The organism is Candidatus Competibacter phosphatis (assembly GCF_012939995.1).
Classification (GTDB): domain Bacteria; phylum Pseudomonadota; class Gammaproteobacteria; order Competibacterales; family Competibacteraceae; genus Competibacter; species Competibacter phosphatis.
Map to the genome: position 1 here is coordinate 95,159 of NZ_SPMZ01000004.1, position 22,523 is coordinate 117,681.

The window sequence follows — 22,523 nt, forward strand, 5'->3', positions numbered from 1 at the left end:
TCAAAGCGAGGAATGTTAGGATTGCCCGCCGACACGTCGCTTCAAGGCGCAGGAGTTCTCCCGATGCTTGCCAGTCATTCGCCCGTATTCGAACGCCTGACCCGATTGCTCGATCCTCTCAACCCCGCCGAGTTGCACGGATTGCTGTGCGGTCTGCTGTGCGCCGACCCGAGCCTGAACTGCGATCGGTGGCTAAGCTGCGTCCACGAAGAACTGGCCGAAACGGGCGAGAGCTCCGAATCCGCCGACGATCTGCTACGGAAGCTGTTCGAATACGGCGCCGCCCAGTTGAGCGACAGCGACTGCGCTGCAACCCCGTTGTTGCCCGAAGACGAGGCCCCTCTACGACAACGCACCGACGCGCTCGGCGCCTGGTGTCAGGGTTTGCTGTTCGGCTTGGGCCTGGGGCAAGCCGACCGACACCACGCGCTCTCCGAGGAAAGCCGGGAATTTCTGCACGACGCGGCCGAAATCGCCCGGGTCGGCTTCGAAACCGAAGAGGCCACCGAAGCCGATGAAACCGCCTACGCCGAAGTGGTCGAATACCTGCGGGTCGGATTGCTGATCGTCCAGCAGGACCTGAGCCGCTCCTTCGCCCGCCTGCACTGAACCCACCCGGAGCCCCGCCGCCGATGTTCGCCCGCACCATACCGCCCAGCGTCTTCGCCCGCCGCCGTCGCACGCTGATGGAACGCATGGGTCCCGGTTCGGTCGCCGTGCTGCCGGCCGCCCCGTCGGCCCCACGCAACCGCGATATCCATTATCCCTACCGTCAGGATAGCGACTTTTATTATCTGACCGGTTTTCCCGAGCCGGAAGCGATCGCCGTGCTGGCCCCCGGTGGCGAGCAGGAGTTCCTGCTGTTCTGTCGCGAGCGCGACCCGCAAATGGAAATCTGGCACGGCCGCCGCGCCGGGCCGCGAGGCGCGGTGGAGCGCTACGGCGCCGACAACGCCCATCCCATCGCCCAATTGGACCAGTTGCTACCGCCGCTGCTGGAAAACCGTGAGCGGGTATTCTATGCCATCGGCTACAACCCGGATTTCGACCGACGGGTCATGGATTGGATCAACCGAGTCCGTGGCCAAGCCCGCACCGGAGTACGAGCGCCGGTCACCTTCATTGCCTTGGAACACCTGCTGCACGCCATGCGGCTGTACAAGGAACCCGAGGAAATCGCGGTGATGCGCGAATCCGCCCGCATCGCCTGCGAGGCGCACCGCCGAGCCATGCGAGCCTGTCGACCGGGGATGATGGAATATCAGATCGAAGCGGAAATCTTCCACACCTTTCTCGGCAATGGCGCCGGCTGGTCCTATCCAGCCATCGTCGGCGGCGGCGACAATAGTTGCATCCTGCATTACATCGAAAACAACGCCGAACTGCGTGACGGCGACCTGCTGCTGATCGATGCCGGCGCCGAGGTGGACGGCTACGCGTCTGACATCACCCGTACCTTTCCGGTCAACGGCCGCTTTTCCGGCGAGCAGCGCGCTATTTACCAACTGGTGCTGGCCGCGCAGCAAGCCGCCATCGACCAGGTCCGCCCCGGCCGCCGCTTCAACGAACCGCACGACGCGGCGGTCCGCGTCCTGACCGAGGGATTGGTGGCGCTTGGACTGCTGCACGGCGAGGTGGACGAACTGATCAAGACGGAACAGCACAAGGGATTCTACATGCATCGCACCGGCCACTGGCTGGGCATGGACGTTCACGATGTCGGCGACTACAAGACCGGCGACGACTGGCGGACTTTCGAACCGGGCATGGTCACCACCATCGAACCCGGATTGTATATCCCCGCCAACAGCAAGCGCATGGAGGAAAGTTGGGCGCGGCTGGGCGTTCAACTGGAAACCGATGTGGACGAGCGCTGGTGGCGAATCGGCATCCGCATCGAAGACGACGTGCTGGTCACCGCCGACGAACCCGAAGTGCTGACCGAGGCCGCGCCCAAGGAAATCGACGACATCGAAGCATGGATGCGGGAGGGCGGATGAACAATGTGGACTACGATCTGCTGATCGTTGGCGGCGGCATGGTCGGCGCCAGCCTGGCCTGTGCGCTGGACGGTCAGGATTTGCGGATCGGCCTGATCGAGGCCGCGCCGCTGAGCGTCAGCGCACACCCCGGCTATGACGACCGCACCCTGGCCCTGGCGCAGGGGACCCGACGCATCTTCCAGACCCTGAACCTGTGGGAAACGCTGGCCGCCACCGCCACCCCGATCCGCCAAATCCATATTTCCGAGCGCGGTAGCCCCGGCTTTGCCCACCTCGACTGCCGTGACGAGGACATGGAGGCACTGGGTTACGTCGCCGAGGCACGGTTGATCGGCGCGGCGCTGCTGGCGAAATTGCCAACCTTGCGCAACGTGGAACTGCTCTGCCCGGCCCGTCTGGAAACCGTGCGCATCGAACCGGACGCCGCCTGCATCGACGTCCGTTTTGCCGACGAACGGACGGTGGAACTACGGACTCGCTTGTTGGTGGCCGCCGACGGGGCTCGCTCGCCGGTGCGCGAACAGCTCGGCATCGCCGCCTTGCGCTGGGAGTATGGCCAACAGGCGGTGATCGCCAACGTCACCCCCACCCTGCCCCATCGCCACGTCGCCTACGAGCGCTTCACCTCGGACGGGCCGGTGGCGCTGCTGCCCATGAGCGACAACCGCTGCGCGGTGGTCTGCACGGTCAGCGACGCCGAGGCGTCGGCGGTCCTGGATCTCGACGACGCCGGCTTCATCGCCCTGTTGCAACAACGATTCGGCGACCGCCTGGGACCGTTTCTTCGCATCGGTCGTCGACAGGCCTATCCGCTGTTCCTGCTGAAAGCGCGCGAACACGCCCGCCAGCGCGTGGCGATCATCGGCAATGCCGCTCATACTCTGCATCCCATCGCCGGCCAGGGTTTCAACCTGGGTATCCGCGACGTGGCGGCGCTGGCGGAAGTGGTCGCGGACGCCTGTCGGCGCGATGAGGACATCGGCGATCTGAGGGTGCTCAACCGCTACGCCGACTGGCGGCGCTGGGACCAGCGGCGGACGATCGCCTTCACCGACGCGCTGAATCGGCTGTTCGCCAACCCGCTGCCGCCGGTACGGGCCGCTCGCAATCTAGGACTGCTGGCGTTCGACTTGTTGCCACCGGTCAAGCATTGGTTCGCCCGACAAACCATGGGACTGGACGGGCGAGTGCCGAAACTGGCGCGGGGGCTGGCGCTGACGGCATCGCCATCAGGAGCGACAACCCAATGACAAATGCCGATTACGATCTCGTCATCGCCGGCGGTGGCATGGTCGGCTCGACGCTGGCCTGCGCGCTGCGCGACGCCGATCTCAAGATCGCCCTGCTGGAAAGCGCGCCACTGGAGCGTATCCGTCCGGGTGAGGAAACCGACCTGCGGGTCTCCGCCGTCAATCGCGCTTCGCAGCGCATTTTCGCGGCGGTGGATGCCTGGAACGACATGACCGCCTGGCGGGTCAGTCCATTCCGCGACATGCGGGTGTGGGATGCCGGCGGCTTTGGTCAGATCCATTTCGACAGCGCCACTCTCGGCGAGCCGCTGCTGGGCTGGATCATCGAAAATCGAGTCATTCAATATGCCCTGCTGGAGCGGGTGCGGCAATTGCCGGCGGTGGAGCTGCTGTGTCCGGCGGCGCTGGAAACCGCCTGGCCCGAAGACGCGGGCGGCTGGCGGGTACGCTTGACCGACGGACGCGAATTCACGACACGGCTGCTGGTCGGCGCGGACGGCGCGCAATCCAAGGTGCGGGAATTGGCGGAAATCGATACGCGCGGCTGGAGCTACCACCAGAAAGCGCTGGTCGCCAACGTGCGCACCGCCGAACCGCACCAGGAAACCGCTTGGCAGCGTTTTCTGCCCACCGGGCCGCTGGCATTTCTGCCGCTGCACGACGGACGCTGTTCCATCGTCTGGTCCACCACACCGGAGCAGGCCGACCAATTGCTGGCGCTGGATGAATACAACTTCGCCCAGGCGCTGACGGAAGTGTTCGAACGGCGACTGGGCGAGATCGTACAGGTCGGGCCACGCGGCGCTTTTCCCCTGCGCTTGCAGCACGCCCGCGCCTACGTCAAACCCGGCCTGGCCCTGATCGGCGATGCCGCCCATGTGGTCCACCCGCTGGCTGGGCAGGGCGTCAATCTGGGACTGCTGGACGCGGCGACACTCGCCGAGGTACTGCTGGACGGTCTCGCCGCCGGTCACGAGGTGGGCGCACTCCGGGTACTGCGGCGCTACGAACGCTGGCGCAAGAGCGATAACCTGCCAATGCTGGGTATCATGGATGGTTTCAAACGCTTGTTCGGCAATTCATTGCCGCCTGTGCGGCTACTGCGCAATCTCGGCCTCAATCTGATCGACGCCGCCGGGCCGCTGAAAAACGCCATGGCCCGGCGAGCCATGGGCTTGGAAGGCGATCTGCCGAAACTGGCGCGGGCGGCGAGTTGAATGCCGATGCCCGAACACATCCTTTGCCACCTGGACGACTTGGCCGAAGATCACAGCAAGGGCATCGTCGTCAACCCGGCTTCCCGGTATGCCGACATCGTGTTGGTGCGCACGCGGAAGGGTATTTACGCCTACCGCAACCGCTGCCCGCATACCGGGGCGCCGATGGAATGGGAGCCCGACCAGTTTCTGGATTGCACCGGCACGGTCATTCAATGCGGCATCCACGGAGCGCTGTTTCGCATCGAAGACGGTTATTGCGTTTCCGGCCCCTGTGTCCGGCAATCGCTACAACGGGTTGAACTGATCGAGCGAGACGGCTGGCTGATCGCGCTCGATCCCCTGGAGCACACCGGTGGCTGAACCGCCCGTCATCCAGGTCGAGAATCTACGCAAGTATTATGGTTCGGTGCGGGCCGTGGACGGCATCAGCTTCGACATCGCCCGCGGCACCACCTGCGCCCTGCTCGGCGGCAACGGTGCCGGCAAGACCACCACCATCGCCATGTTGCTGGGGCTGCTACTGCCGAGCAGCGGCCGGATTCATATCCTCGGCGAAGAGGTGCCACGCCACCACCATCGCGTGCTGCCGCGCATGAACTTCTCCTCGCCCTATGTCGATCTGCCGCAACGCTTGACCGTGGCGGAAAATCTGACCGTTTACGCCCGCTTGTATGGTGTGCCTCGCGTGCGCGAGCGACTGGCGGCTTTGGGGCGAGATCTGGATATCGACGCTTTTTTCCAACGACCCTACGGCAGCTTGTCCGCCGGTCAAAAAACCCGGGTGGCGCTGGCCAAGGCGCTGTTGAACGAACCGGAAATCCTGTTGCTCGACGAGCCGACCGCCTCGCTCGACCCCGACACCGCTGACCGGATGCGCGGCATCCTGACCGACTACCAGCGGCGCGGCGGCGCGACCCTGCTACTGGCCTCCCATAACATGAGCGAGGTGGAACGGCTCTGCGATCAGGTCATCATGCTGCGAACCGGATGCATCGTTGCCAGCGGCGCGCCGCGCGAACTGATTCGCCGCTACGGCCGCAAGGACATGGAAGAGGTGTTTCTCGACATCGCCCGCGGCATTCAAAGCGGCGAGGTGATCGAGTGAATGGCCTGTCTCCGCAGCGCATTGGCGCGTTGGCGCTGCGCTACCTCTACCTGCTGCGCCGTTCCTGGATCCGTATCGTCGAGCTAGCCTACTGGCCCACCGTGCAGATGATCCTGTGGGGCTTCATCACCCGCTATCTGTCCGGGCACAGCGACGTGCTCGGACAGGCGGCGGGGCTGCTGCTATCGGGCGTACTGCTGTGGGATATTCTGTTTCGCAGCCAGTTGGGCGTTTCGGTGGTGTTCTTTGAGGAACTGCACGCCCGCAATCTGGCGCAATTGTTCGTCAGCCCGCTGCGGCCGATCGAACTGATTCTGGCGTTGATGTCGATCAGCCTGATTCGCACTCTGGTCGGCGTCGGTGTCGCGGTGGCATTGGCGCTGCCGTTCTACGGCTTCAATCTGTTTGCGCTGGGGCCGCCGCTGGCCGGTTTTTTTCTCAACCTGCTGTTGATGGGCTGGGCCATCGGCCTGCTGGTCGCCGCCCTGGTGCTGCGCCACGGCATGGGCGCGGAAAGCATCGCCTGGGCGGCGATCTTCGCCCTGGCGCCGTTGTGCGGGATCTACTACCCCATCGCCACCCTGCCCGGCTGGCTGCAACCGCTGGCCTGGATCTTACCCGCCAGTCATGTGTTCGAGGGAATGCGGGCGGTATTGCTGGATCACACGTTCCGGCTGGACTATTTCCTGTATGCCCTGCTGCTGAACACCGGCTACCTTGGTCTGGCGATCAGTGTGTTTTTAGCCGCCGTCCGCCATGCGCGTGAGTACGGCTCGCTGTTACAGTCGGGCGAATAAGCCTCGTCACTCCAACACGGATTGCCTCCTGTATCGGCTATTCACGCTATAAGGGCGAAAATCAGGCCGTCAATCTTTGTGTTCCTCCATCAATCGTGGAACCTGACAACTGACCAAAACATTTCAAGGATACAGTTGCGGGGAAGAATTCCAAGACCGCCGACTCTACGTATCTTGATCGAGAGGGATCGCTACCCCCATCCGATGAAGCAGGCACAAACAATGGGGAGGCAGAGGATGGCGGACACGGCGATGGTCAGATGGACAGTGAGCGGAGCTGAACGGGGTGAACCTGAGAAATGCTCGGCCAAACCGGCGGTTGGCGCAGGCAGCGGAACGCCTGGAGCCGCAGCCCAGAACCAGTATTCCACCAGACCGGCGCTTGCTTATTGAGAATCGGCCGGTCATCACTCTGGCTCAGGCGGCCAAATTGTTCCGGTGGTATGGAAGTCGCTGGAGCAACAAGGTTTTTTCCGAATCTTTAAAACCAGCCGCCCACCGCGCCGACTGGAATCTGGATTGAGCTTTATTTTTTTTCCTTCCTATCTTGAATTAAAATTTCCATTAGCTAAAATTAATATGCATTTGTATCATTAATGAGTCTTTTTCGCGCAACCATGGAAAATCCATGATGCATGCCGCTCTTGGCTTATGGTTATTACCCATATTAGTGATAATCCGGGCTCCGACAAAGTCGCCCTGGATAACGAACAATAGAAGTACGGAAGGAGGAGGGGCAGGGATCTTATGAGCGATAAGAAATCCTTTAAAGTCGCTTTAATCGGGATTCCCGAAAACGAGCGCAACGTTCTGAGAAATATCTTCAAACTTTCCCTTTACCGTCCTAACGCCTACTCCTTTGCCGCCGCTGGCGAACCGATCCAAATCTTGATGGTCGACGCGGAAAATCCAAGCGCAATGGCGGAATGGCGTTCCTATAAGCCTGCCACACCCAATGAAAGCTCGTCTTCTTCCCTAATCAGCGTAATGATCGCCAAAGATCAACTGGCCGATGAGTTTCCCTATACCCTGCACCGACCCTTTATCGCGACTCGCGTACTTAGCGTATTGGATCGGGTCGCCAATCAAATATCAACCATCCCCACCGAAGAACGTACCATTAGCGAGCCCTCGACAGTTGGCGGAACCTCGGAGCAAGTTTTCAAGGCATTGGTGGTAGATGATAGCAGCACGATCAGAACGCAGGTCGAATTGGAATTAAAGCTACTTGGGATTCGAACCGATACCGCCGAATCCGGCGAACAGGCTTTTGAACTGCTTTCCCTAAATGATTACGACATCATTTTTCTGGACGTCATATTACCTGGGGTCGACGGCTATCAAATCTGCAAGACGATCAAGAAAAACAAAACCAAGAAAAAAAACGCCGGTCATCATGCTGACTAGCAAGTCGTCACCCTTCGACCGAGTCAGAGGCGCATTGGCCGGCTGCGATACTTATCTAACCAAACCCGCCAAACAAAATGCTTTTCAGAAAGTGGTCAAAAAAATACCTGAAAACTTAAAGCAAACCGACGTTCTATTTACGGACCATTGCAGAAACGGGTCCATATCGGATCAATCATGATGTTAGAGAATAAATTAAGGAGATTTTCATGCCGATACGAAAAAATTCTTGTGGTCGACGACTCCCCAACGGATCTGGCAAATATCAAAGGCATTCTCGGAGAGGCGGGCTGTGTCATCGTTACCGCCACCAACGGCAAGGAAGCCATTGAGAAAGCCAGCGCGGAAAAGCCGGATCTGATTTTCATGGACATCATCATGCCCGACATGGACGGCTATGCCGCTTGCCGTTCGCTCGGCAACCAAGCGGAAACCAAGAGTATTCCGGTGATCTTCGTGACCAGCAAAAGCCAGAAAGCCGACCGATTGTGGGCACAGATGCAGGGTGGCAAGGGCTTTATCACCAAACCCTACACGGCGGACGCCATCACCGATCAACTGAAAGCATTTCTGTAAACCGCCCTGGTCCGATGGGAACCCCGATGAACGACAAGGCTGACCGGACTCCCCGACGCTGGCTGGAACCCAGTACGGCGCTCAACCGCTTCAAACCGCCTCCTGGCATCATGGGCGGGCTAGCCGCCACCGAACGTCGGCGCGCACGGTACGGTTTCTGGATCGGCGACTTAGGTTTGCTGATCGATCAGGACACCACCAGCGAAGTACTGGAACGATGGGTGATTTACCCGCTGCCTAACGTACCTGCCTGGTTTCTCGGGCTGATCAACCTGCGCGGCAATCTGGTGCCGATATTCGACGTAAAACAGTTCCTGCAACTGGAAGAAGGCACCCGGGAAAAACGCTGGCTGCTGATCCTGGACCAGGGCGAGGGTACGGTGGGATTTTTTATCGATGGCCTGCCTCAGCCCGTGAGCACCCACCAAGCCCTTCCCCGCTTACCCCCACTGCCGGCTGTCTTGCGAGCCCATATCGCCGGAGGCTACACCCAGGACGACCAAACCTGGCTGGGCTTCGAGCATCGAAGCTTTTTCCGAGTTTTGGGTGGACAAGTCGCTGGAATATCCTGATTCCGGTCAAAATAGGCTTGGAGCAGCGCGATCTAAAAAAATATATCGCTAGAACAATCGAATAAACCAAAGGGAGGTCCTCGCATGCACATACAAAATGACTCCACCGCCAGCACCCGCGCGGCAGGCCGACGCCGGATGAAGGGCGGCATGACGCTGGGACTACTGCTCAGCCTGTGCACGGCCGCGCCTTGGAGTTGGGCCGAAGATCCGGGCGTCACCAGTAATAACATCCGCATCGGCGCCACCCTCCCCCTGGAAGGGGATTTCAAAGTGTACGGCCTGTCGATGAAACGCGGGATGGATGCGGCGCTGGCCGACCAAACGGTGCAGAAACGTCGCGTCGAGTTCGTCGCGATCAACGATTTCTATAATCCCACCGAAGCAGTTAAAGCGGCTACGCAGCTTATCGAAAAGGGTATTTTTGCAATGGTCAACAGCTTCGGCTCGCCGACCACCAAGGCGGTGCTGCCGCTACTGGCCGAAAATAAAGTACCCGCGATCGGCTTTTACACGGGTGCGGCCTTCACCGGGCCAGGCGATGTATTGAACTTCCGCGCCAGCTACGCCAAGGAGGTGGAATCCGTGGCGGATGCGGCGATGGCGGCGGGCATCAAACCCACCGAAGTATGCGCCTACGCCCAGAACGACGCCTACGGCATGGCCGGCGTTCAGGGATTCCGCGCGGCGCTGGCCAAACAGCCCGGCACGGAATCCATTGTCGCCAAAGTGGACCAGATCCTGAACATGCCGGGGGACAACCCGGAACGCAATGGCATCGGCCCGGTTGGCGTTTACCCTCGCGACACCGTGAGCGCGCGACCCGGCTATCTGTCCTTGAAGAAATGGGAAGCCGACACCGGCAACCGCTGCCGGCTGGTCGTCACCACCGCGGTTTATGATCCGGCCGCCACGTTCATGGGATACGCTCGCCTTAAGGATGAACCCTGGATATTCAGCACACCATCGCCGGCTGGAGGTACACGGCTGGTCACGCTGCTCAAGGAATACGGTATTCGGGACCAGGTGATCGGTACCCAGATCGTGCCGGCGCTCGATTCATCGCTGCCGGTGGTCGCGGAAGCGCGCAAGGCATTGGGCGAGGATCTGAATTACGAGTCGTTGGAAAGCTACATCGTCGGCAAGCTGTTCCTGACGATTCTGCGAGCCATTGACGGGCCGCTGACCCGAGAAAATTTTCTCAAGGCCGCACGCCACCAACCCTACGACATCGGCGGTATCCGGGTGGATTTCACCACCGACAATCAAGGCTCCGATTTCGTCATGATCACCTATCTGCGGGACGGCCAATTCGCGGTTATCACGCCGCAAGAACTGGCGGCACTGTTCAAGTAGGGGCTTCCGTCGCGCTGGCGGGGCACGGCGCGAATGGAGTCCAAACAAAAATTTACGAAGCCGCCAGCCATGCGCCGGGGACACCCAAGCAACCGGTCGGATCTGACGGGGTTTGATCACCGAACTGAGGAAAAATTGTCATGGGCGGTCAGAAAATCAACTCGCGTTTGACTGTTACAATCATCGCGCAACTCGTGATCCTGGTATTGATCGGACTCATCGCCTACTTCGGCATGAATCGTATCGGCAACGCCGTGGGTCAGATCAACCAGTCCGTGAACGAGCAGGTAAGCCTGGGTCGACTGGGCGAGACCTTGCGCACCGAACTATTGACGACGGCCAATAGCGTGGCCCGCGGCACCAGCACCTGGGAACAAGCGAACGCCAAGCTACCGGTCGCCAAGGCCAAGTTCGAAGAAGGGTTGAAAACCTACTTCGACGCCTTGAACCCCGCCGACAGGGAACAGGTGCAAAATCAGTACAAAGCCAGCTTGGACAGCCTCAATGAAATCTTCGCCGAACTGGAGCAATTGTTCGGCAATCGCGACCGTGGCCAGTTGAACCTGTTCGTCAGCAACGACCTCGATGCGCTGATCAACCCCTTTTTCAACAACCTCCTGGCCAGTCTGGATCGAACCCAGGAGCGCTCCTCGCAAGACCTGCAAACGGCGCGGAGCACCGGTAATACCTTCACCTGGTTGATCGCGGTGCTTGGGCTGATCGGTATCGGATTCTCCTTCTTCATGGGTACCTCCACCTACCGTGCCATCACCAATCCCCTGAACCAGATGATGGAAACCGTACAGCAGGTAGGCCAGGGAAACTACACCGCTCGTACGGGGCTGACCGGCTCCGACGAGCTGTCCGAACTGGGCCAAGCTTTCGATCAAGTGTTGAACGAACGGGTCACCGCACTGGTGGAAGCGGAACACGAAAACGAACAGCTCAACGACTCCATCATCAATCTGCTGCAAGCGGTGTCCCTGCTCAGCCAAAGAGACCTGACCGTCCATGTGCCGGTTACCGAGGACGTGACCGGGCCGGTGGCGGACGCCTTGAACCTGCTCACCAGCGAAACCGCCACGGTGTTGCAAGGCGTGACCCGCATCTCCGAAGAAGTGGCGACCGCGTCCGATAAAGTGAAAACACAGTCCGACGCGGTGATCGCCGTGGCCGAAAACGAGCGTCATGCCGTGGAACAAACCGCCACCGACCTGGCCGCCGCGTCCGAAACCATGAAACAGATCGCCCAACTGGCACAGGAGTGCAATGCCACGGCGGAAACCACCATCAAGACCACCCAAGCGGCGCTGCAGGCGGTGACCAGTACCGTCAGCGGTATCAACAGCACCCGCGACACCATCCGCGAAACGGAAAAGCGTATCAAGCGACTGGGTGAACGCTCCCAGGAAATTAGCGGCGTGGTCAACCTGATCAACACCATCGCCGAACGTACTCATATCCTGGCGCTGAACGCCAGCATGCATGCGGCCTCGGCCGGCGAGGCGGGCCGAGGCTTCGCGGTCGTGGCCGACGAAGTACAACGGCTGGCGCAAAACGCCCGTGAAGCGACTTCGCAAATCGCCACGCTGGTCAGCAATATCCAGATCGAAACGGCGGATACGGTAAACGCGATGAACACCGCCATCAGCCAGGTGGTGGACGGTAGCCGGCTAGCGGAACAGGCTGGCGAACAAATGCAGCGCACCCAGGCAACCACCACCGATCTGGTGACCGCCGTGCAACAAATCGCCTCGCGCTCGCAGGAGCAGGCACGGGTCAGCAATGAACTATTGGGCCGCGCCGAACAGATTCAAGCCAGCACCCACCAAACCAGCCAACAGTTGCTGGAACAGACCGTGCAAACCACCAATCTGGTGGAATACGCCAAAAACCTGTTGAACTCCGTGCGTGTGTTCCGGTTGCCGGCCTAAGGGCGCGACCCCATGCCCGCCGCCAAAATGGCCGCCACCGGGTTGCTGCTGCTTGCGAGAGGAGTTTAGCGCTGATGCTGGTATCGGAAGAAAGCGTTGCGGTGTTGGAAGCCGAGGTCGCCGAAGCGCTCGGCATTCTGGAGGGATTGCCCGCAGAAAACGATGGAGCCGATCAAGACGAGATCGCCGCAGTGATCCGCCGTTATGCCGAGCAGGTGGAACGTATCGGTTCAGCGGCTGGCGAAGCCGGTTTTTCGGGGCTGCGGGACACCTGTCTGTTATTTCAGGAAAACCTGACGGCTTTGAACGTCCGAGGCCTGGGGCTTAGCGACACCGAACGGGAACGACTGGAAGAATGGCCGATACTGGTCATTGGCTATCTGATGTCTCCAGACGACTCGCAGGCCAGCGATGCACTACTTGATCACTTGCAAAACCCAGTTTGGAGTGCGCCGCTGCCAGCAACGGAAGCCCATGTACTGCGCGATCTGCTGATACCAGCCGAATTGGGATCGAGTCAGGAAGAATCGGGCGAAACGCCGGAAACCCCGGCCGAACCCACCGAACCTGTCACCGTTATAACGGAAGAAACGGTGGCGGAACTGCTTCAGGCGGAAATTTGCGTTCGCCCTCCTCTCTCGACGCTCTCTCCAGAAAAGGAGGAAGAACCGCTAACCGACCGCTCCCCATGGATTCCTTCCCCATTGTTCGGGGAGAACGGAGATCGGAAATTCGAAGGATCGACGCCCGAAACATTCTCAGCGGAACCACCCGATTCCCTCACCGCGCCACCACCGACACTGGTCAGCGAGCTAGCGATTCCGACCATGGTCGAGCCCTTCCCCATCGATACCGGTCATGCCTCAGCCACCTCTCCAGCGATGGAAACGCAACCGGCTATCGAAGCCGCGCCGGAAACTTTCGCCACTGCGGCCGTCGAGGAAACGGCACCCGCCGCAGTCATAGAACTTGCACAAGAAATCCCTCAAGAAACCCCTGTAGCAACCCCATTGGAATCGCCTGAACTTGAGACTGGGATCATCGAGCAAGCATTGGAGTTTTCTGTCGAAACCGTCAGCGACACACAATTGACTACCATCAGGGAAGAAACAAGTTTCGCAGTAGAAATGAAAGAGCTGGAAGAACCGGAAGAAACAGCGGAAACGGAAGAGCTGGAAGAACCGGAAGAGCTGGAAGAACCAGGAAGTCCGGCGACATCGTTCGCGCCAGACGCCGCTCAGCAGGAATTGTTGGAAATCCTTTGCGAGGAAATCGCGCAAATCGCCGAAGCCACCACCGAAGCCTTGGCTGTGGTCTCGGCCGCCGACAGCGTTCCCGAAGCCCGCGCCGAAGCTTGGTCTGGCTATACCGAATACCTGGAACGATTGGGTGAGGCTTCGGCCTCCATCAATTTGACAGGCCTGCAACAAGCCTGTGCCTATCTGTACACCAACCTGCTCGAACTGGCTGCTCAGGGTAGCCCGCTGCATCCAGAGCAACAACGCGTGGTGGAGGCTTGGCCCGCGCTGGCGCTCAGCTACCTACAAGCGCCCGACGACCGCTCGACATGCGAAGCACTGACCCGGCATCTGCAAGAGACTCACTGGCCGCAACCGCTGGCGGCCGCCGACGCGACCGCGCTGAGCGATCTGCTGCTTGCGCCAAAGCTGGTCACCGAGGAAGCCGAGGTGGAAGCTCGGCCGCAACAGGCACAACCCAGCGATGTATCGCTGGAACTGCCGGCCGATGTCAATCAGGACTTGCTGGACGGTTTGCTGCAGGAGCTACCCCAACAGGCCGCCGACTTTTCCACCGCCATTCAACGGCTGGCCGCCGGCGATGGCCAACTCGCCGACGTGGAAGTGGCGCGACGCATCGCCCATACCCTGAAGGGCGCCGGCAACACCGTCGGAGTGCGTGGCATCGCCACTCTGACCCACCACATGGAAGATATCCTGCAAGCACTCTCCAAGCATGGTGTGCTGCCCAACCGGCCGCTGGCCGATACCCTGCTCAACGCCGCCGACTGCCTGGAAACCATGAGCGAGGCGCTGCTGGGCATGAGCGCACCGCCGCCGCAGGCGCAGACCGTGCTGCAAACCGTGCTGGACTGGGCCAACCGCATCGACCGGGCGGGAGTGCCCGCCAGTGACGAAATCCCGCCCCCGACGACCGCCCAAGCGGAGGAACCTCCAGCTCCCACCACGCAACCGCCAGAAACCGCGCTCGAATCGCGGCAACCCACCGTTTCGACCACCGAACCGGCCTTGCGGGTTTCCGCTCATCTAGTGGACAACCTGCTGCGACTGGTGGGTGAAAGCATCATCCTCACCGGCCAAGTGCAGGAGCGGATTCGTAAAACCATCGATCAAACCCGAGCGGTGGCGGCACAGAATCGGCTGTTCCAGAGCCTGACCGCCGAGCTGGAACAACTGGTCGATGTCCGCAACGTATCCTCGCCGCTCTCCAAGTCGATACAGCGCGGCGATTTCGACCCCCTGGAACTGGAACAGTACAACGAACTCAACACCGTCACTCACCGGTTGGTGGAAACCGCCATCGACGCCCGCGAGATGAACCGTACCGTGGAGGACAACCTGGTACTGCTGGATTCGCTGCTGGTGGACCAGGGCCGTCTGCACCGGGACAGCCAGGAAGCGGTGCTGCGTACCCGCATGGTGCCCATTCAAACCGTGGTGCCCCGGCTGCAGCGCAGCGTACGCCAAACCTGCCGGCTGGTGGATAAGGAAGCGGAACTGGTGGTACGCGGCGCCGACACCCCCATGGACAGCAACGTACTCAATAACATGGTCGATCCGTTGATGCACATCCTGCGCAACGCGGTCGATCACGGCATCGAGCCGCCCCACCAGCGCCAGCGTCTGGGCAAACCCCCAGCGGGACGGATCGAGCTGCATTTCATGCGCGAGGGCAACAACATCGCCATCCACTGCCGGGATGATGGCGCCGGACTGGATCTGGCGGCGATCCGTCGGACGGCGGAAGAACATGGCCTGCTCGCCCCCGACAAACCGCTGGAACCGGACGAGCTGGCCCGGTTGATCCTGCTGCCGGGATTCTCCACCCGTGGCTCGGCCACTCAAACCTCGGGGCGCGGCATCGGCATGGACATGGTCTACAGCCGGCTGCTGGACATGAAAGGCTCGCTGCGTATCCAGACCGAAGCCGGCAAGGGTTGCCTGATGGAATTGCGACTGCCGGTCACCCTGATTTCCACCCACGCGCTGCTGTTGCGCGTGCGGGACCAGATTTACGCCCTCTCCGATCGCGGCATCGAACAGATCCTGTACTCCGGGGCCGGCAAGATACAGACGCTGGGCAAAGTCACCACCTACCGATTGGGCAACGACATTCACGAACTGACATCGCTGGAAAACCTGCTCAATCTGCCGCAAGACCGGCGCGAGCACGACCGCGGCATGTCCCCGATGCTGCTGGTGCGGGAAGAAACCGGCGGCCTCCGAGCCGTGCTGGTGCAGGAAGTGTTGGACAGCCGCGACTTGGTGGTCAAAAACATGGGCCAGTACATCCCCACGCTCCCCGGCATCGTGGGCGCCACCATCCTCGGCGACGGCAGCGTGGCGCCGGTACTGGATCTGCCCGAACTGTTGCGCGCCCGCGCCGCCGGTCAGCGGTTGCCGACGACTGCTGTCCAATCAGCGCAATCCATCACCGCCACCCCCCACCGACAAATCGTGCTGGCGGTGGACGATTCGCTGAGCGCTCGCCGCTCGCTAGCGCAGTTCGTGCAAGATGCGGGCTTCGAAGTGCGCACTGCGCGCGATGGCCTAGAGGCGATCGAAATCATCAACAACAAGCGCCCGGACCTGGTGCTGGCCGACTTGGAAATGCCGCGCATGAACGGCCTGGAGTTAACCGCGCATCTGCGGGCCAACCAGACCACCCACGATTTACCGGTCATCATGATCACCTCGCGCTCCACCGCCAAGCACCGGCATGAAGCCGAGGCCGCTGGCGTCGATACTTACCTGACCAAACCGTTCATGGAAGACGACCTACTCGAACAGATGCACAGGCTATTGCGCGCATGAGCCAGCCCGTTCGAAACACATTAGCCGAACTGCGGGAAATTCGGGCGTTGGCCAAGCTGACCCTGGGCGGATATCCATGGCTACTGCCGCAAACGGAGATCAGGTCCCTGGAATCGCCCCTGGATATCGACCGGGAGGTGCGAGCACCGCAAGGTATCGGCGCCATCGCGCTCGGCGGCGAGTGGTGGCCGGTGTACTGCCTGTCCGGCGACTTGCGGCTATTGCCGCAACCACCGGACAGTCGAGGGATCTGTGCATTACTGGATAATGGCGCCGATCGCTTCGGCTTGCTTTGCGACCAGATCGAAACGCTCGCCGAAACCCCGCGCCTGCTGGCGCTGCCGGCCTGCATGGGGTTGCCGGATTCTCCCATTCAAGCGCTGGCACCGCTCGACGAGGGGCTGGGTTGCGTGACCGACACCGAGCATCTGGCGGCATTGCTCGCCACGCTCGCGGAGGGTGCCGATGGCCACTGAAAACCCGATGGAAAGTATGGCCTGGATGCTGGCGCTGGACGATCGACTGCGCGCCGCCGTGGGCGAGCACGAGCTGATCCACCTGATCGAAGCGCCCACGCTGCTGGACGTGCCGCTGAGCCCGCACTACTGCCGGCGGGCGATCCTGTGGAACGACCTCCTGTTACCGGCGATGGATTTGGCGGCCTGGCTATGGGGGCGGGAACAACCGGCGCAACCGACGCGGAAACTAGCCGGCGTGGTCGCCTACCAGCCGCAGATGGGCGCGGCCGAGTACGGTGTACTGCTGCTGAGCGATATTCCAGCGCGCACGCGTGTCTCCGACACCCAAGCTTGCAAGCTGCCCGAACAACCGACTGGCTGGCGCGATCTGGCCATCTCCTGCTTCCTCGACGCCGAAACCCCGGTACCCATCCTGGATCTTCCCTTTATTTTCAGCGGCGGGCTGCTGACGGCGCGGTAACGCCGCTTCCCGCGCCCGCAAGCCGCCCGCGTCCGACTGGCCATCCCATCCTCAATCGACCGTATCATCCTGCTCCATCGCGGTCGTCTCCGGCCGCAAGGCACCGGCTTGCAACAGTCCGTCCCGCAACTCGCAGGTTGCCGGAAAGCTCCAGAATTGGCCGAGCGTGTCGGGGTTACCGTACTTGAGATGACTGGTGGCAAGCATCCGCCCCTGCCGGCGACCGTCGCCCTGACCGTATACCACCGCCATCGAATTCGGCTCCAATCCCGCATCCCCCCCAATCCACCAACAGCAAACGCGCGTCGTCCCGCTGCCAGCGCCGTATCGTCGGCAAGCGTTTCGACTTGCCGTAACCCGCGAATACCGCGCCGTCGGCCAAGCGGATGCCAAACTGATAAAGTTGCTTTTTCCGATCGGCGGATGGCCAACCTCCATATAGCGCCGGCCCCAGCCATAGCTCCAGGCGGTCGTCGTTGATCCAGTTTTCAGACATCGCCGGAGTCCGTCCCGCATCGCGCACCTGCGCCAACAGCGTGGTCGCCGACAACAACAGCAGCTTGATTTCGGTCCGTGCTTGTGGGTCCAGGCTACCGTACACGACAAAGCCATCTTCCTCGTTGCCCGTGGCTCTCAGCGTCAGCGCGCAACTGCCCAAACCGGCGGATTGTCGTTCCAGCGCCGCCAGCTCGTCGCCACCGCGCTCAAGCTGAGGAATCGCGATAAACCGACCGGTGGCACTTTCCCGGTCGCAACCGACCGTCGCATCTTCATCCAGCGTCTCCTCGGCCGGCGATGGATTGAGCCAGCCGCGCTGTCGCAGCGCCCGAAAATTGGTTTCGGTTTCCAGGCAACCACCGCCCAACGTGTGATAGCTGGCCTCCCGACGCAGTAGCGGCTGTTCCGGCATCAATTGATAGCTCGCACCGATCTCCCAGCGCCAGGCACTGCCGCCGACCCGGTCGAGCGTGATGCGGTTCGGAGCGACCGTGACGACATCTTCCCCAATCCCGGAAGCGCCATAGCCATCGTTGCAAAAGGCGAACAAGCGCCGGTAAACGGCCTTGCCATCCCGGCCGACCTGCTTGAGCCAGTAATCCTCGGGATAGGGTCGGCATTGCCGCCCTTCGGCATCGGCGGGCTGATTTTCCGCACCCAGTGCGACATGCAACACGGCCAAAGCCGTGCCGTCGGCGGCCTTGCCAGCATCCAGCGTCTCGACGATCCGGCACTCCGGCCGATCCTGGCAAACCGAACCCCGTTCGGTGGACGGCGTGTCGCTGGCGACCGCCATGGAACCGAAGATGGCGGCCAATCCCACCATCCACGGCAACCACCGAAAAATCCCGCAAACCAACTCGTTCATCGTCAAAACTCGCTTCGATCTCCCGGATGGAATCGACTCGCCCAAAAAAAGACGAGCACTCTTGGTAAAACGCACCATGAAGGACTAGCATAATTTTACCGATATCCCATCAAATTATCGGGTAGAAACCCGCAACGAAAGTTTGTAAGAATAATGTCGCAAATTGCACCATGTGCTTGCTTTGAATAGCCACTATCTGCTTTTTTCACCTAAAGCAGCCGCCCCCACCCGAAATGAGACCAGAAGGTATCGTGCTGCACCCACTGCAACCGTCGTTTCCGCTCTCACCCTTGATCGCCCACCCCCACGGGTCTCGCGACCTGAAAGTGCGCCTGGAAGAAATCGCCCAGGTCTTTAGCCTGGTCGGCACCGGCCGTTCCCTGCGCGAGGCGCTGGACGAACTTTGCAGGCTGATCGAACGTTGGATGCCCGACGCCTACTGCTCGATTCTGCTGCTCGAAGAAGGACGCTGGTTGCGCCACAGCGGCAGCGTTCGACTACCCGCCGAATACATCCGTCAGGTGGATGGCCTGGAGATCGGACCCGAGGCCGGTTCATGCGGCGCGGCGGCCTGGCAAAAACGACAAATCATCGTCAGCGACATCGACACCCACCCGTACTGGCGGAATGCCCGGGACATCGCCCGCTGCTTCGGGCTAGCCGCCTGCTGGTCCACGCCGATCTTGAGCGACGATCAGTCGGTACTGGGCACCTTCGCCGTCTACTACCACGAAAAGCGCGAACCAACCGAAGCCGAACTGAATCTGATCGATCAAGTGATCGGCACCGCCCGGCTGCTGCTCGAACTCCATCGAACCGAAGCGGAGCTGCGGCAATCGCAGCAAATGCTGCAAACCATCCTCGACAACGTGCCAGTCCGCATCTTCTGGAAGGATCGCGAGTCGCGCTATCTGGGCGCCAACCGGCTTTTTCTGCAAGACACCCGTCTCGCTCATCTTGACGACCTATGCGGCAAAACCGACTTCGACCTGCCGCTCGATCCCATTACCGCCGCACGCTATCACGCCGACGACCGGACGGTGATGGAATCGGGCCAGGCCAAACTCGATTTCGAAGAGTTGGGCCGCCATGCCGACGATTCGGAGGCTTGGTTTCACACCAGTAAAGCCCCGCTGATCGATGCCAAGGGGCACATTATCGGCGTACTGGGCGCTTATGCCGACATCACCGCGCAAAAACAAGCCGAGGCGCAAATCCGCCAACTGGCGTACTACGATACGCTGACCGGTCTGCCCAACCGCAGACTGCTGCTGGACCGCCTCGACCAGGCGCTGGCAGTGGCGAATCGCGCCGGCCACAAGGTCATCGTGCTTTTCGTCGACCTCGACCATTTCAAGCGAATCAACGACTCCCTGGGACATGCGGCGGGCGATGTCTGCCTGCGGCAGGTCGCTCGCCTGTTGAGCGCGGTGGTACGGCAGGAGGACACCATCGGCCGGCTGGGCGGCGACGAGTTTCTGGTCGTGCTGCCCGATGCCCGGCACGGCCGGGATGCCGTGCGGGTCGCCAACCTGATCCAGCAGGCACTGGCACGGCCACTGCCGATCATGGGACACGAATTCAGGCTAGGCACCAGCATCGGCATCAGCATCTTCCCCGACGACGGCCGCGACGCTGAAACCCTGATCAAGAACGCCGACACCGCCATGTACCGCGCCAAGGAAAACGATCGCGACGGCTATCAATTCTACACCTCGGATCTGAACGCTCCGGTGCTGGCGGCGCTGGAAACGGAAGCGGCTTTGCGCGGCGCGCTGGAACGCAACGAACTGCTGCTGTACTACCAACCGCGAGTCGAACTGGCCAGCGGCCGCTTGATCGGCCTGGAAGCACTAGTCCGTTGGCAACGCCCCGGCTTTCTCGATTTGTTGCCGCCGGCCGAATTCATCCCGCTGGCCGAAGACCGCAGACTGATCGGCCAGTTGGACGAATGGGTACTGCGCGAGGCATGCCAGCAAAATCGCGTTTGGCGGCTGGCCGGGCTATCGGTCGTTCCGATCGCCGTCAATCTGTCGGCACGACAGATCTCAACACGTGCTCTACCCGCCACTATCGCCACCATTCTGGCGGAAACCGAGTTGGAACCCGGCGACCTGGAGCTAGAGATGCGCGGAGAAGCGCTGCTGGCCGATACCGGATTCCTGCGGCGGTTGTTACAAAACCTGCGAGCACAGGGCGTGCGCTGCGGCATCGACGATTTCGGTGGTAGCTCCTTCAACCCGCGCTGCCTATGCGACCTGCCGGTACACCAACTGAGCATCGACCGCTCTTTCCTGCAAAATCTGACTCAGGATGCCGACAATCGGGTGATCATCGGCATGCTCATCGACATGGGGCGCGCGCTGGGGATAACCGTGATGGCCAAGGGGGTGGAAACCGTCGAGCAACTGGCGTTTTTGCGGGCGCGGCAATGCGACGGAATTCAAGGATTTCTCACTAGCAAGCCAGCGCCGGCCGTCGAAGCGATGCAATGGTTGCAACAACCCACCTGGCACTTCTGAACGATGCCCGACGCTCTCGAAGCAACAGAGCGGCGATTATCCGAATCCGGCCGGAACCATGGTTTATAATTTCAGACGGTGCTGGACGGCGCGGTTGCGGCGACCGGAAATTATTTGAACCCGTCATTCGGATAACGAGGAAAAATTCATGCGACTGATTCTGTTGGGCGCCCCGGGCGCCGGTAAGGGCACCGTGGCCAAACTGCTGACGCAGATCGACGGCTCGGTGCAGATCTCCACCGGCGACATCCTGCGCGGCGCGGTGCAGGCTGGCACGGAGTTGGGCAAGCAGGCGGACGCTTACATGAAAGCCGGTGACCTGGTGCCGGACGATCTGATCATGGGCATCATGGAAACGCGCTTGCAGGAACCGGACTGCGCCAAGGGTTTCCTGCTGGACGGTTTCCCGCGCACCATCCCGCAGGCCGAAGCGCTGAAGGTGCTGCTGAACAAGTTGGGAATCAAGCTGGATGTCGTGGCCAATATCGAAGTACCGCGCGAGGAAATCCTCAATCGCCTGACCACTCGCCGCACCTGCTCCAACACCAGTTGCCAAGCCATCTACAACGTCAGGAGCAATCCGCCCAAGGTGGCTGGAGTTTGCGACAAGTGCGGCAGCCCGGTCATTCAGCGCGACGACGAGACCGACGAAGCCATCAGCAAGCGTCTCGACACCTATTTCGAAAAGACCGCGCCGTTGATTGAATTCTACCGCCAGGAAGGATTGTTGCTGGTCGTCGATTCTCCCGCCAGCGAGGGTGTGGTGGACGCTATCCAACAGCGAATCGCCGCCGGCGCTTAAACCTCTTCCCTTCTCTTTCCATGCCCTCACGACCCGGCCCCTGAACCCTCGCACAGCGGCGAACAGGGGATCGGGTCTCCACTCCATTATCCCGCCCATCAACGCAGACTCGGCTATTCTTCGCCTTCTCCGGCATGAGAAAATTCCTGGGAAGGTACACAATGCTGTTCTCGATCATCCAAAATGCCGGCTACGTCAGGCCTCAGAAGCTGTGAAAAAAACTCAATTACCTAAGCTACCTCTAAAGCAGTCCCTTGTAATAATACTCGTTCTTTACAAATTCTTCGCAGCATGAGTCGAATTGAGGCCATATAAACATGGCCCGTACTCGATGCTATCCATTACACAGATCTTGATAGCGAGGGTAGCGGCCTCCATTTTGAGGGAGCGAACAAGCGGCACAAGGTGAAGAATCATGGAGACGGTGGAGGTGGGTTGGGCGGCGGCGGAACTCTGTCCATTACACAGATCTCTATCCGGCTGGAGGGAGCAAGGAGCCTGGAAGCAACTGCATCCCCCAAGCGAGATCACGGGCCGCGCTGCAAACCGATCCAGAGCGCTTGAGGGCCGGGGAGGGCCGTCGCACTTGCGGCCCAAATGG

Annotated in this window: 19 protein-coding genes; 17 read left to right on the plus strand and 2 right to left on the minus strand. The window is 60.9% G+C overall.

Translation table 11 applies throughout. From position 1 onward, the window contains the following. Window positions 1-63: 63 nt before the first annotated feature. The 15 genes from E4P82_RS01365 to E4P82_RS01435 all read left to right on the plus strand — a co-directional run bounded on the left by E4P82_RS01365 (window position 64) and on the right by E4P82_RS01435 (window position 17,232). Entirely contained in the window at window positions 64-609 is a 546-nt protein-coding gene (locus E4P82_RS01365; protein WP_169247217.1) for a UPF0149 family protein, read from the plus strand. After that, window positions 606-2,000 carry a Xaa-Pro aminopeptidase gene (pepP, locus tag E4P82_RS01370; protein WP_420887050.1) on the plus strand — a complete coding sequence of 465 codons (1,395 nt, stop codon included), beginning with the start codon at window positions 606-608 and terminating at the stop codon, window positions 1,998-2,000. Before E4P82_RS01365 ends, pepP begins: the two co-directional genes overlap by 4 nt. Continuing rightward, on the plus strand, window positions 1,997-3,253 hold the full coding sequence (ubiH, locus tag E4P82_RS01375) for a 2-octaprenyl-6-methoxyphenyl hydroxylase (RefSeq protein WP_169247219.1): 1,257 nt from the start codon (window positions 1,997-1,999) through the stop codon (window positions 3,251-3,253). Before pepP ends, ubiH begins: the two co-directional genes overlap by 4 nt. Beyond that, window positions 3,250-4,470: a UbiH/UbiF/VisC/COQ6 family ubiquinone biosynthesis hydroxylase gene (locus E4P82_RS01380; protein ID WP_169247220.1), complete on the plus strand. Its 1,221-nt coding sequence runs from the start codon at window positions 3,250-3,252 to the stop codon at window positions 4,468-4,470. Before ubiH ends, E4P82_RS01380 begins: the two co-directional genes overlap by 4 nt. A 6-nt stretch (window positions 4,471-4,476) precedes the next feature. After that, window positions 4,477-4,833: a Rieske (2Fe-2S) protein gene (locus E4P82_RS01385; RefSeq protein WP_169247221.1), complete on the plus strand. Its 357-nt coding sequence runs from the start codon at window positions 4,477-4,479 to the stop codon at window positions 4,831-4,833. After that, window positions 4,826-5,578, plus strand: coding sequence for an ABC transporter ATP-binding protein (locus E4P82_RS01390; protein ID WP_169247222.1), 753 nt, complete (start codon window positions 4,826-4,828; stop codon window positions 5,576-5,578). The genes E4P82_RS01385 and E4P82_RS01390 overlap by 8 nt, the downstream gene beginning before the upstream one ends. Next, a complete protein-coding gene (locus E4P82_RS01395) occupies window positions 5,575-6,375 on the plus strand; it encodes an ABC transporter permease (protein WP_312913772.1) in 801 nt (266 codons plus the stop codon). The genes E4P82_RS01390 and E4P82_RS01395 overlap by 4 nt, the downstream gene beginning before the upstream one ends. 747 nt (window positions 6,376-7,122) lie before the next feature. Continuing rightward, window positions 7,123-7,782, plus strand: a complete 660-nt coding sequence (locus E4P82_RS21655) for a response regulator transcription factor (RefSeq protein ID WP_246327288.1) — start codon at window positions 7,123-7,125, stop codon at window positions 7,780-7,782. 231 nt (window positions 7,783-8,013) lie between these two features. Then, window positions 8,014-8,358 (plus strand): response regulator, encoded by a 345-nt coding sequence (locus E4P82_RS01405; RefSeq protein ID WP_312913775.1) that lies wholly within the window; start codon window positions 8,014-8,016, stop codon window positions 8,356-8,358. Window positions 8,359-8,384: 26 nt separating this feature from the next. Continuing rightward, on the plus strand, window positions 8,385-8,930 hold the full coding sequence (locus E4P82_RS01410; RefSeq protein ID WP_312913778.1) for a chemotaxis protein CheW: 546 nt from the start codon (window positions 8,385-8,387) through the stop codon (window positions 8,928-8,930). 84 nt (window positions 8,931-9,014) lie between these two features. Continuing rightward, window positions 9,015-10,286: an ABC transporter substrate-binding protein gene (locus E4P82_RS01415; RefSeq protein ID WP_169247224.1), complete on the plus strand. Its 1,272-nt coding sequence runs from the start codon at window positions 9,015-9,017 to the stop codon at window positions 10,284-10,286. A 140-nt stretch (window positions 10,287-10,426) separates the two neighbouring features. After that, entirely contained in the window at window positions 10,427-12,220 is a 1,794-nt protein-coding gene (locus E4P82_RS01420; protein ID WP_169247225.1) for a methyl-accepting chemotaxis protein, read from the plus strand. Between the two features lie 74 nt (window positions 12,221-12,294). After that, window positions 12,295-16,293 carry a hybrid sensor histidine kinase/response regulator gene (locus E4P82_RS01425; protein WP_169247226.1) on the plus strand — a complete coding sequence of 1,333 codons (3,999 nt, stop codon included), beginning with the start codon at window positions 12,295-12,297 and terminating at the stop codon, window positions 16,291-16,293. Continuing rightward, complete coding sequence (locus E4P82_RS01430) at window positions 16,290-16,769, plus strand: chemotaxis protein CheW (RefSeq protein ID WP_169247227.1); 480 nt, start codon at window positions 16,290-16,292, stop codon at window positions 16,767-16,769. The genes E4P82_RS01425 and E4P82_RS01430 overlap by 4 nt, the downstream gene beginning before the upstream one ends. Beyond that, window positions 16,759-17,232 carry a hypothetical protein gene (locus E4P82_RS01435; RefSeq protein WP_169247228.1) on the plus strand — a complete coding sequence of 158 codons (474 nt, stop codon included), beginning with the start codon at window positions 16,759-16,761 and terminating at the stop codon, window positions 17,230-17,232. Before E4P82_RS01430 ends, E4P82_RS01435 begins: the two co-directional genes overlap by 11 nt. 51 nt (window positions 17,233-17,283) lie before the next feature. Here E4P82_RS01435 and E4P82_RS01440 read toward each other — a convergent pair whose 3' ends face one another. Together E4P82_RS01440 and E4P82_RS01445 are read right to left on the minus strand one after the other, a co-directional pair. Then, window positions 17,284-17,439, minus strand: a complete 156-nt coding sequence (locus tag E4P82_RS01440) for a hypothetical protein (protein ID WP_169247229.1) — start codon at window positions 17,437-17,439, stop codon at window positions 17,284-17,286. Next, a complete protein-coding gene (locus E4P82_RS01445; protein ID WP_169247230.1) occupies window positions 17,408-18,598 on the minus strand; it encodes a hypothetical protein in 1,191 nt (396 codons plus the stop codon). The genes E4P82_RS01440 and E4P82_RS01445 overlap by 32 nt, the downstream gene beginning before the upstream one ends. 251 nt (window positions 18,599-18,849) lie before the next feature. On the opposite strand from E4P82_RS01445, the gene E4P82_RS01450 reads away from it, so the two are divergent. Further along, complete coding sequence (locus E4P82_RS01450; RefSeq protein WP_169247231.1) at window positions 18,850-21,120, plus strand: EAL domain-containing protein; 2,271 nt, start codon at window positions 18,850-18,852, stop codon at window positions 21,118-21,120. Window positions 21,121-21,268: 148 nt separating this feature from the next. Then, window positions 21,269-21,922: an adenylate kinase gene (locus E4P82_RS01455; protein WP_169247232.1), complete on the plus strand. Its 654-nt coding sequence runs from the start codon at window positions 21,269-21,271 to the stop codon at window positions 21,920-21,922. Window positions 21,923-22,523 lie beyond the last annotated feature (601 nt).

Excerpts from the sequence above, each read along its gene's own strand:
- E4P82_RS01365 (WP_169247217.1), top strand. The coding sequence starts at position 64 with ATGCTTGCCAGTCATTCGCCCGTATTCGAACGCCTGACCCGATTGCTC.
- ubiH (WP_169247219.1), top strand. The coding sequence starts at position 1,997 with ATGAACAATGTGGACTACGATCTGCTGATCGTTGGCGGCGGCATGGTC.
- E4P82_RS01380 (WP_169247220.1), top strand. The coding sequence starts at position 3,250 with ATGACAAATGCCGATTACGATCTCGTCATCGCCGGCGGTGGCATGGTC.
- E4P82_RS01385 (WP_169247221.1), top strand. The coding sequence starts at position 4,477 with ATGCCCGAACACATCCTTTGCCACCTGGACGACTTGGCCGAAGATCAC.
- E4P82_RS21655 (WP_246327288.1), top strand. The coding sequence starts at position 7,123 with ATGAGCGATAAGAAATCCTTTAAAGTCGCTTTAATCGGGATTCCCGAA.
- E4P82_RS01410 (WP_312913778.1), top strand. The coding sequence starts at position 8,385 with ATGAACGACAAGGCTGACCGGACTCCCCGACGCTGGCTGGAACCCAGT.
- E4P82_RS01415 (WP_169247224.1), top strand. The coding sequence starts at position 9,015 with ATGCACATACAAAATGACTCCACCGCCAGCACCCGCGCGGCAGGCCGA.
- E4P82_RS01420 (WP_169247225.1), top strand. The coding sequence starts at position 10,427 with ATGGGCGGTCAGAAAATCAACTCGCGTTTGACTGTTACAATCATCGCG.
- E4P82_RS01425 (WP_169247226.1), top strand. The coding sequence starts at position 12,295 with ATGCTGGTATCGGAAGAAAGCGTTGCGGTGTTGGAAGCCGAGGTCGCC.
- E4P82_RS01430 (WP_169247227.1), top strand. The coding sequence starts at position 16,290 with ATGAGCCAGCCCGTTCGAAACACATTAGCCGAACTGCGGGAAATTCGG.
- E4P82_RS01435 (WP_169247228.1), top strand. The coding sequence starts at position 16,759 with ATGGCCACTGAAAACCCGATGGAAAGTATGGCCTGGATGCTGGCGCTG.
- E4P82_RS01440 (WP_169247229.1), bottom strand. The coding sequence starts at position 17,439 with ATGCTTGCCACCAGTCATCTCAAGTACGGTAACCCCGACACGCTCGGC.
- E4P82_RS01445 (WP_169247230.1), bottom strand. The coding sequence starts at position 18,598 with ATGAACGAGTTGGTTTGCGGGATTTTTCGGTGGTTGCCGTGGATGGTG.
- E4P82_RS01455 (WP_169247232.1), top strand. The coding sequence starts at position 21,269 with ATGCGACTGATTCTGTTGGGCGCCCCGGGCGCCGGTAAGGGCACCGTG.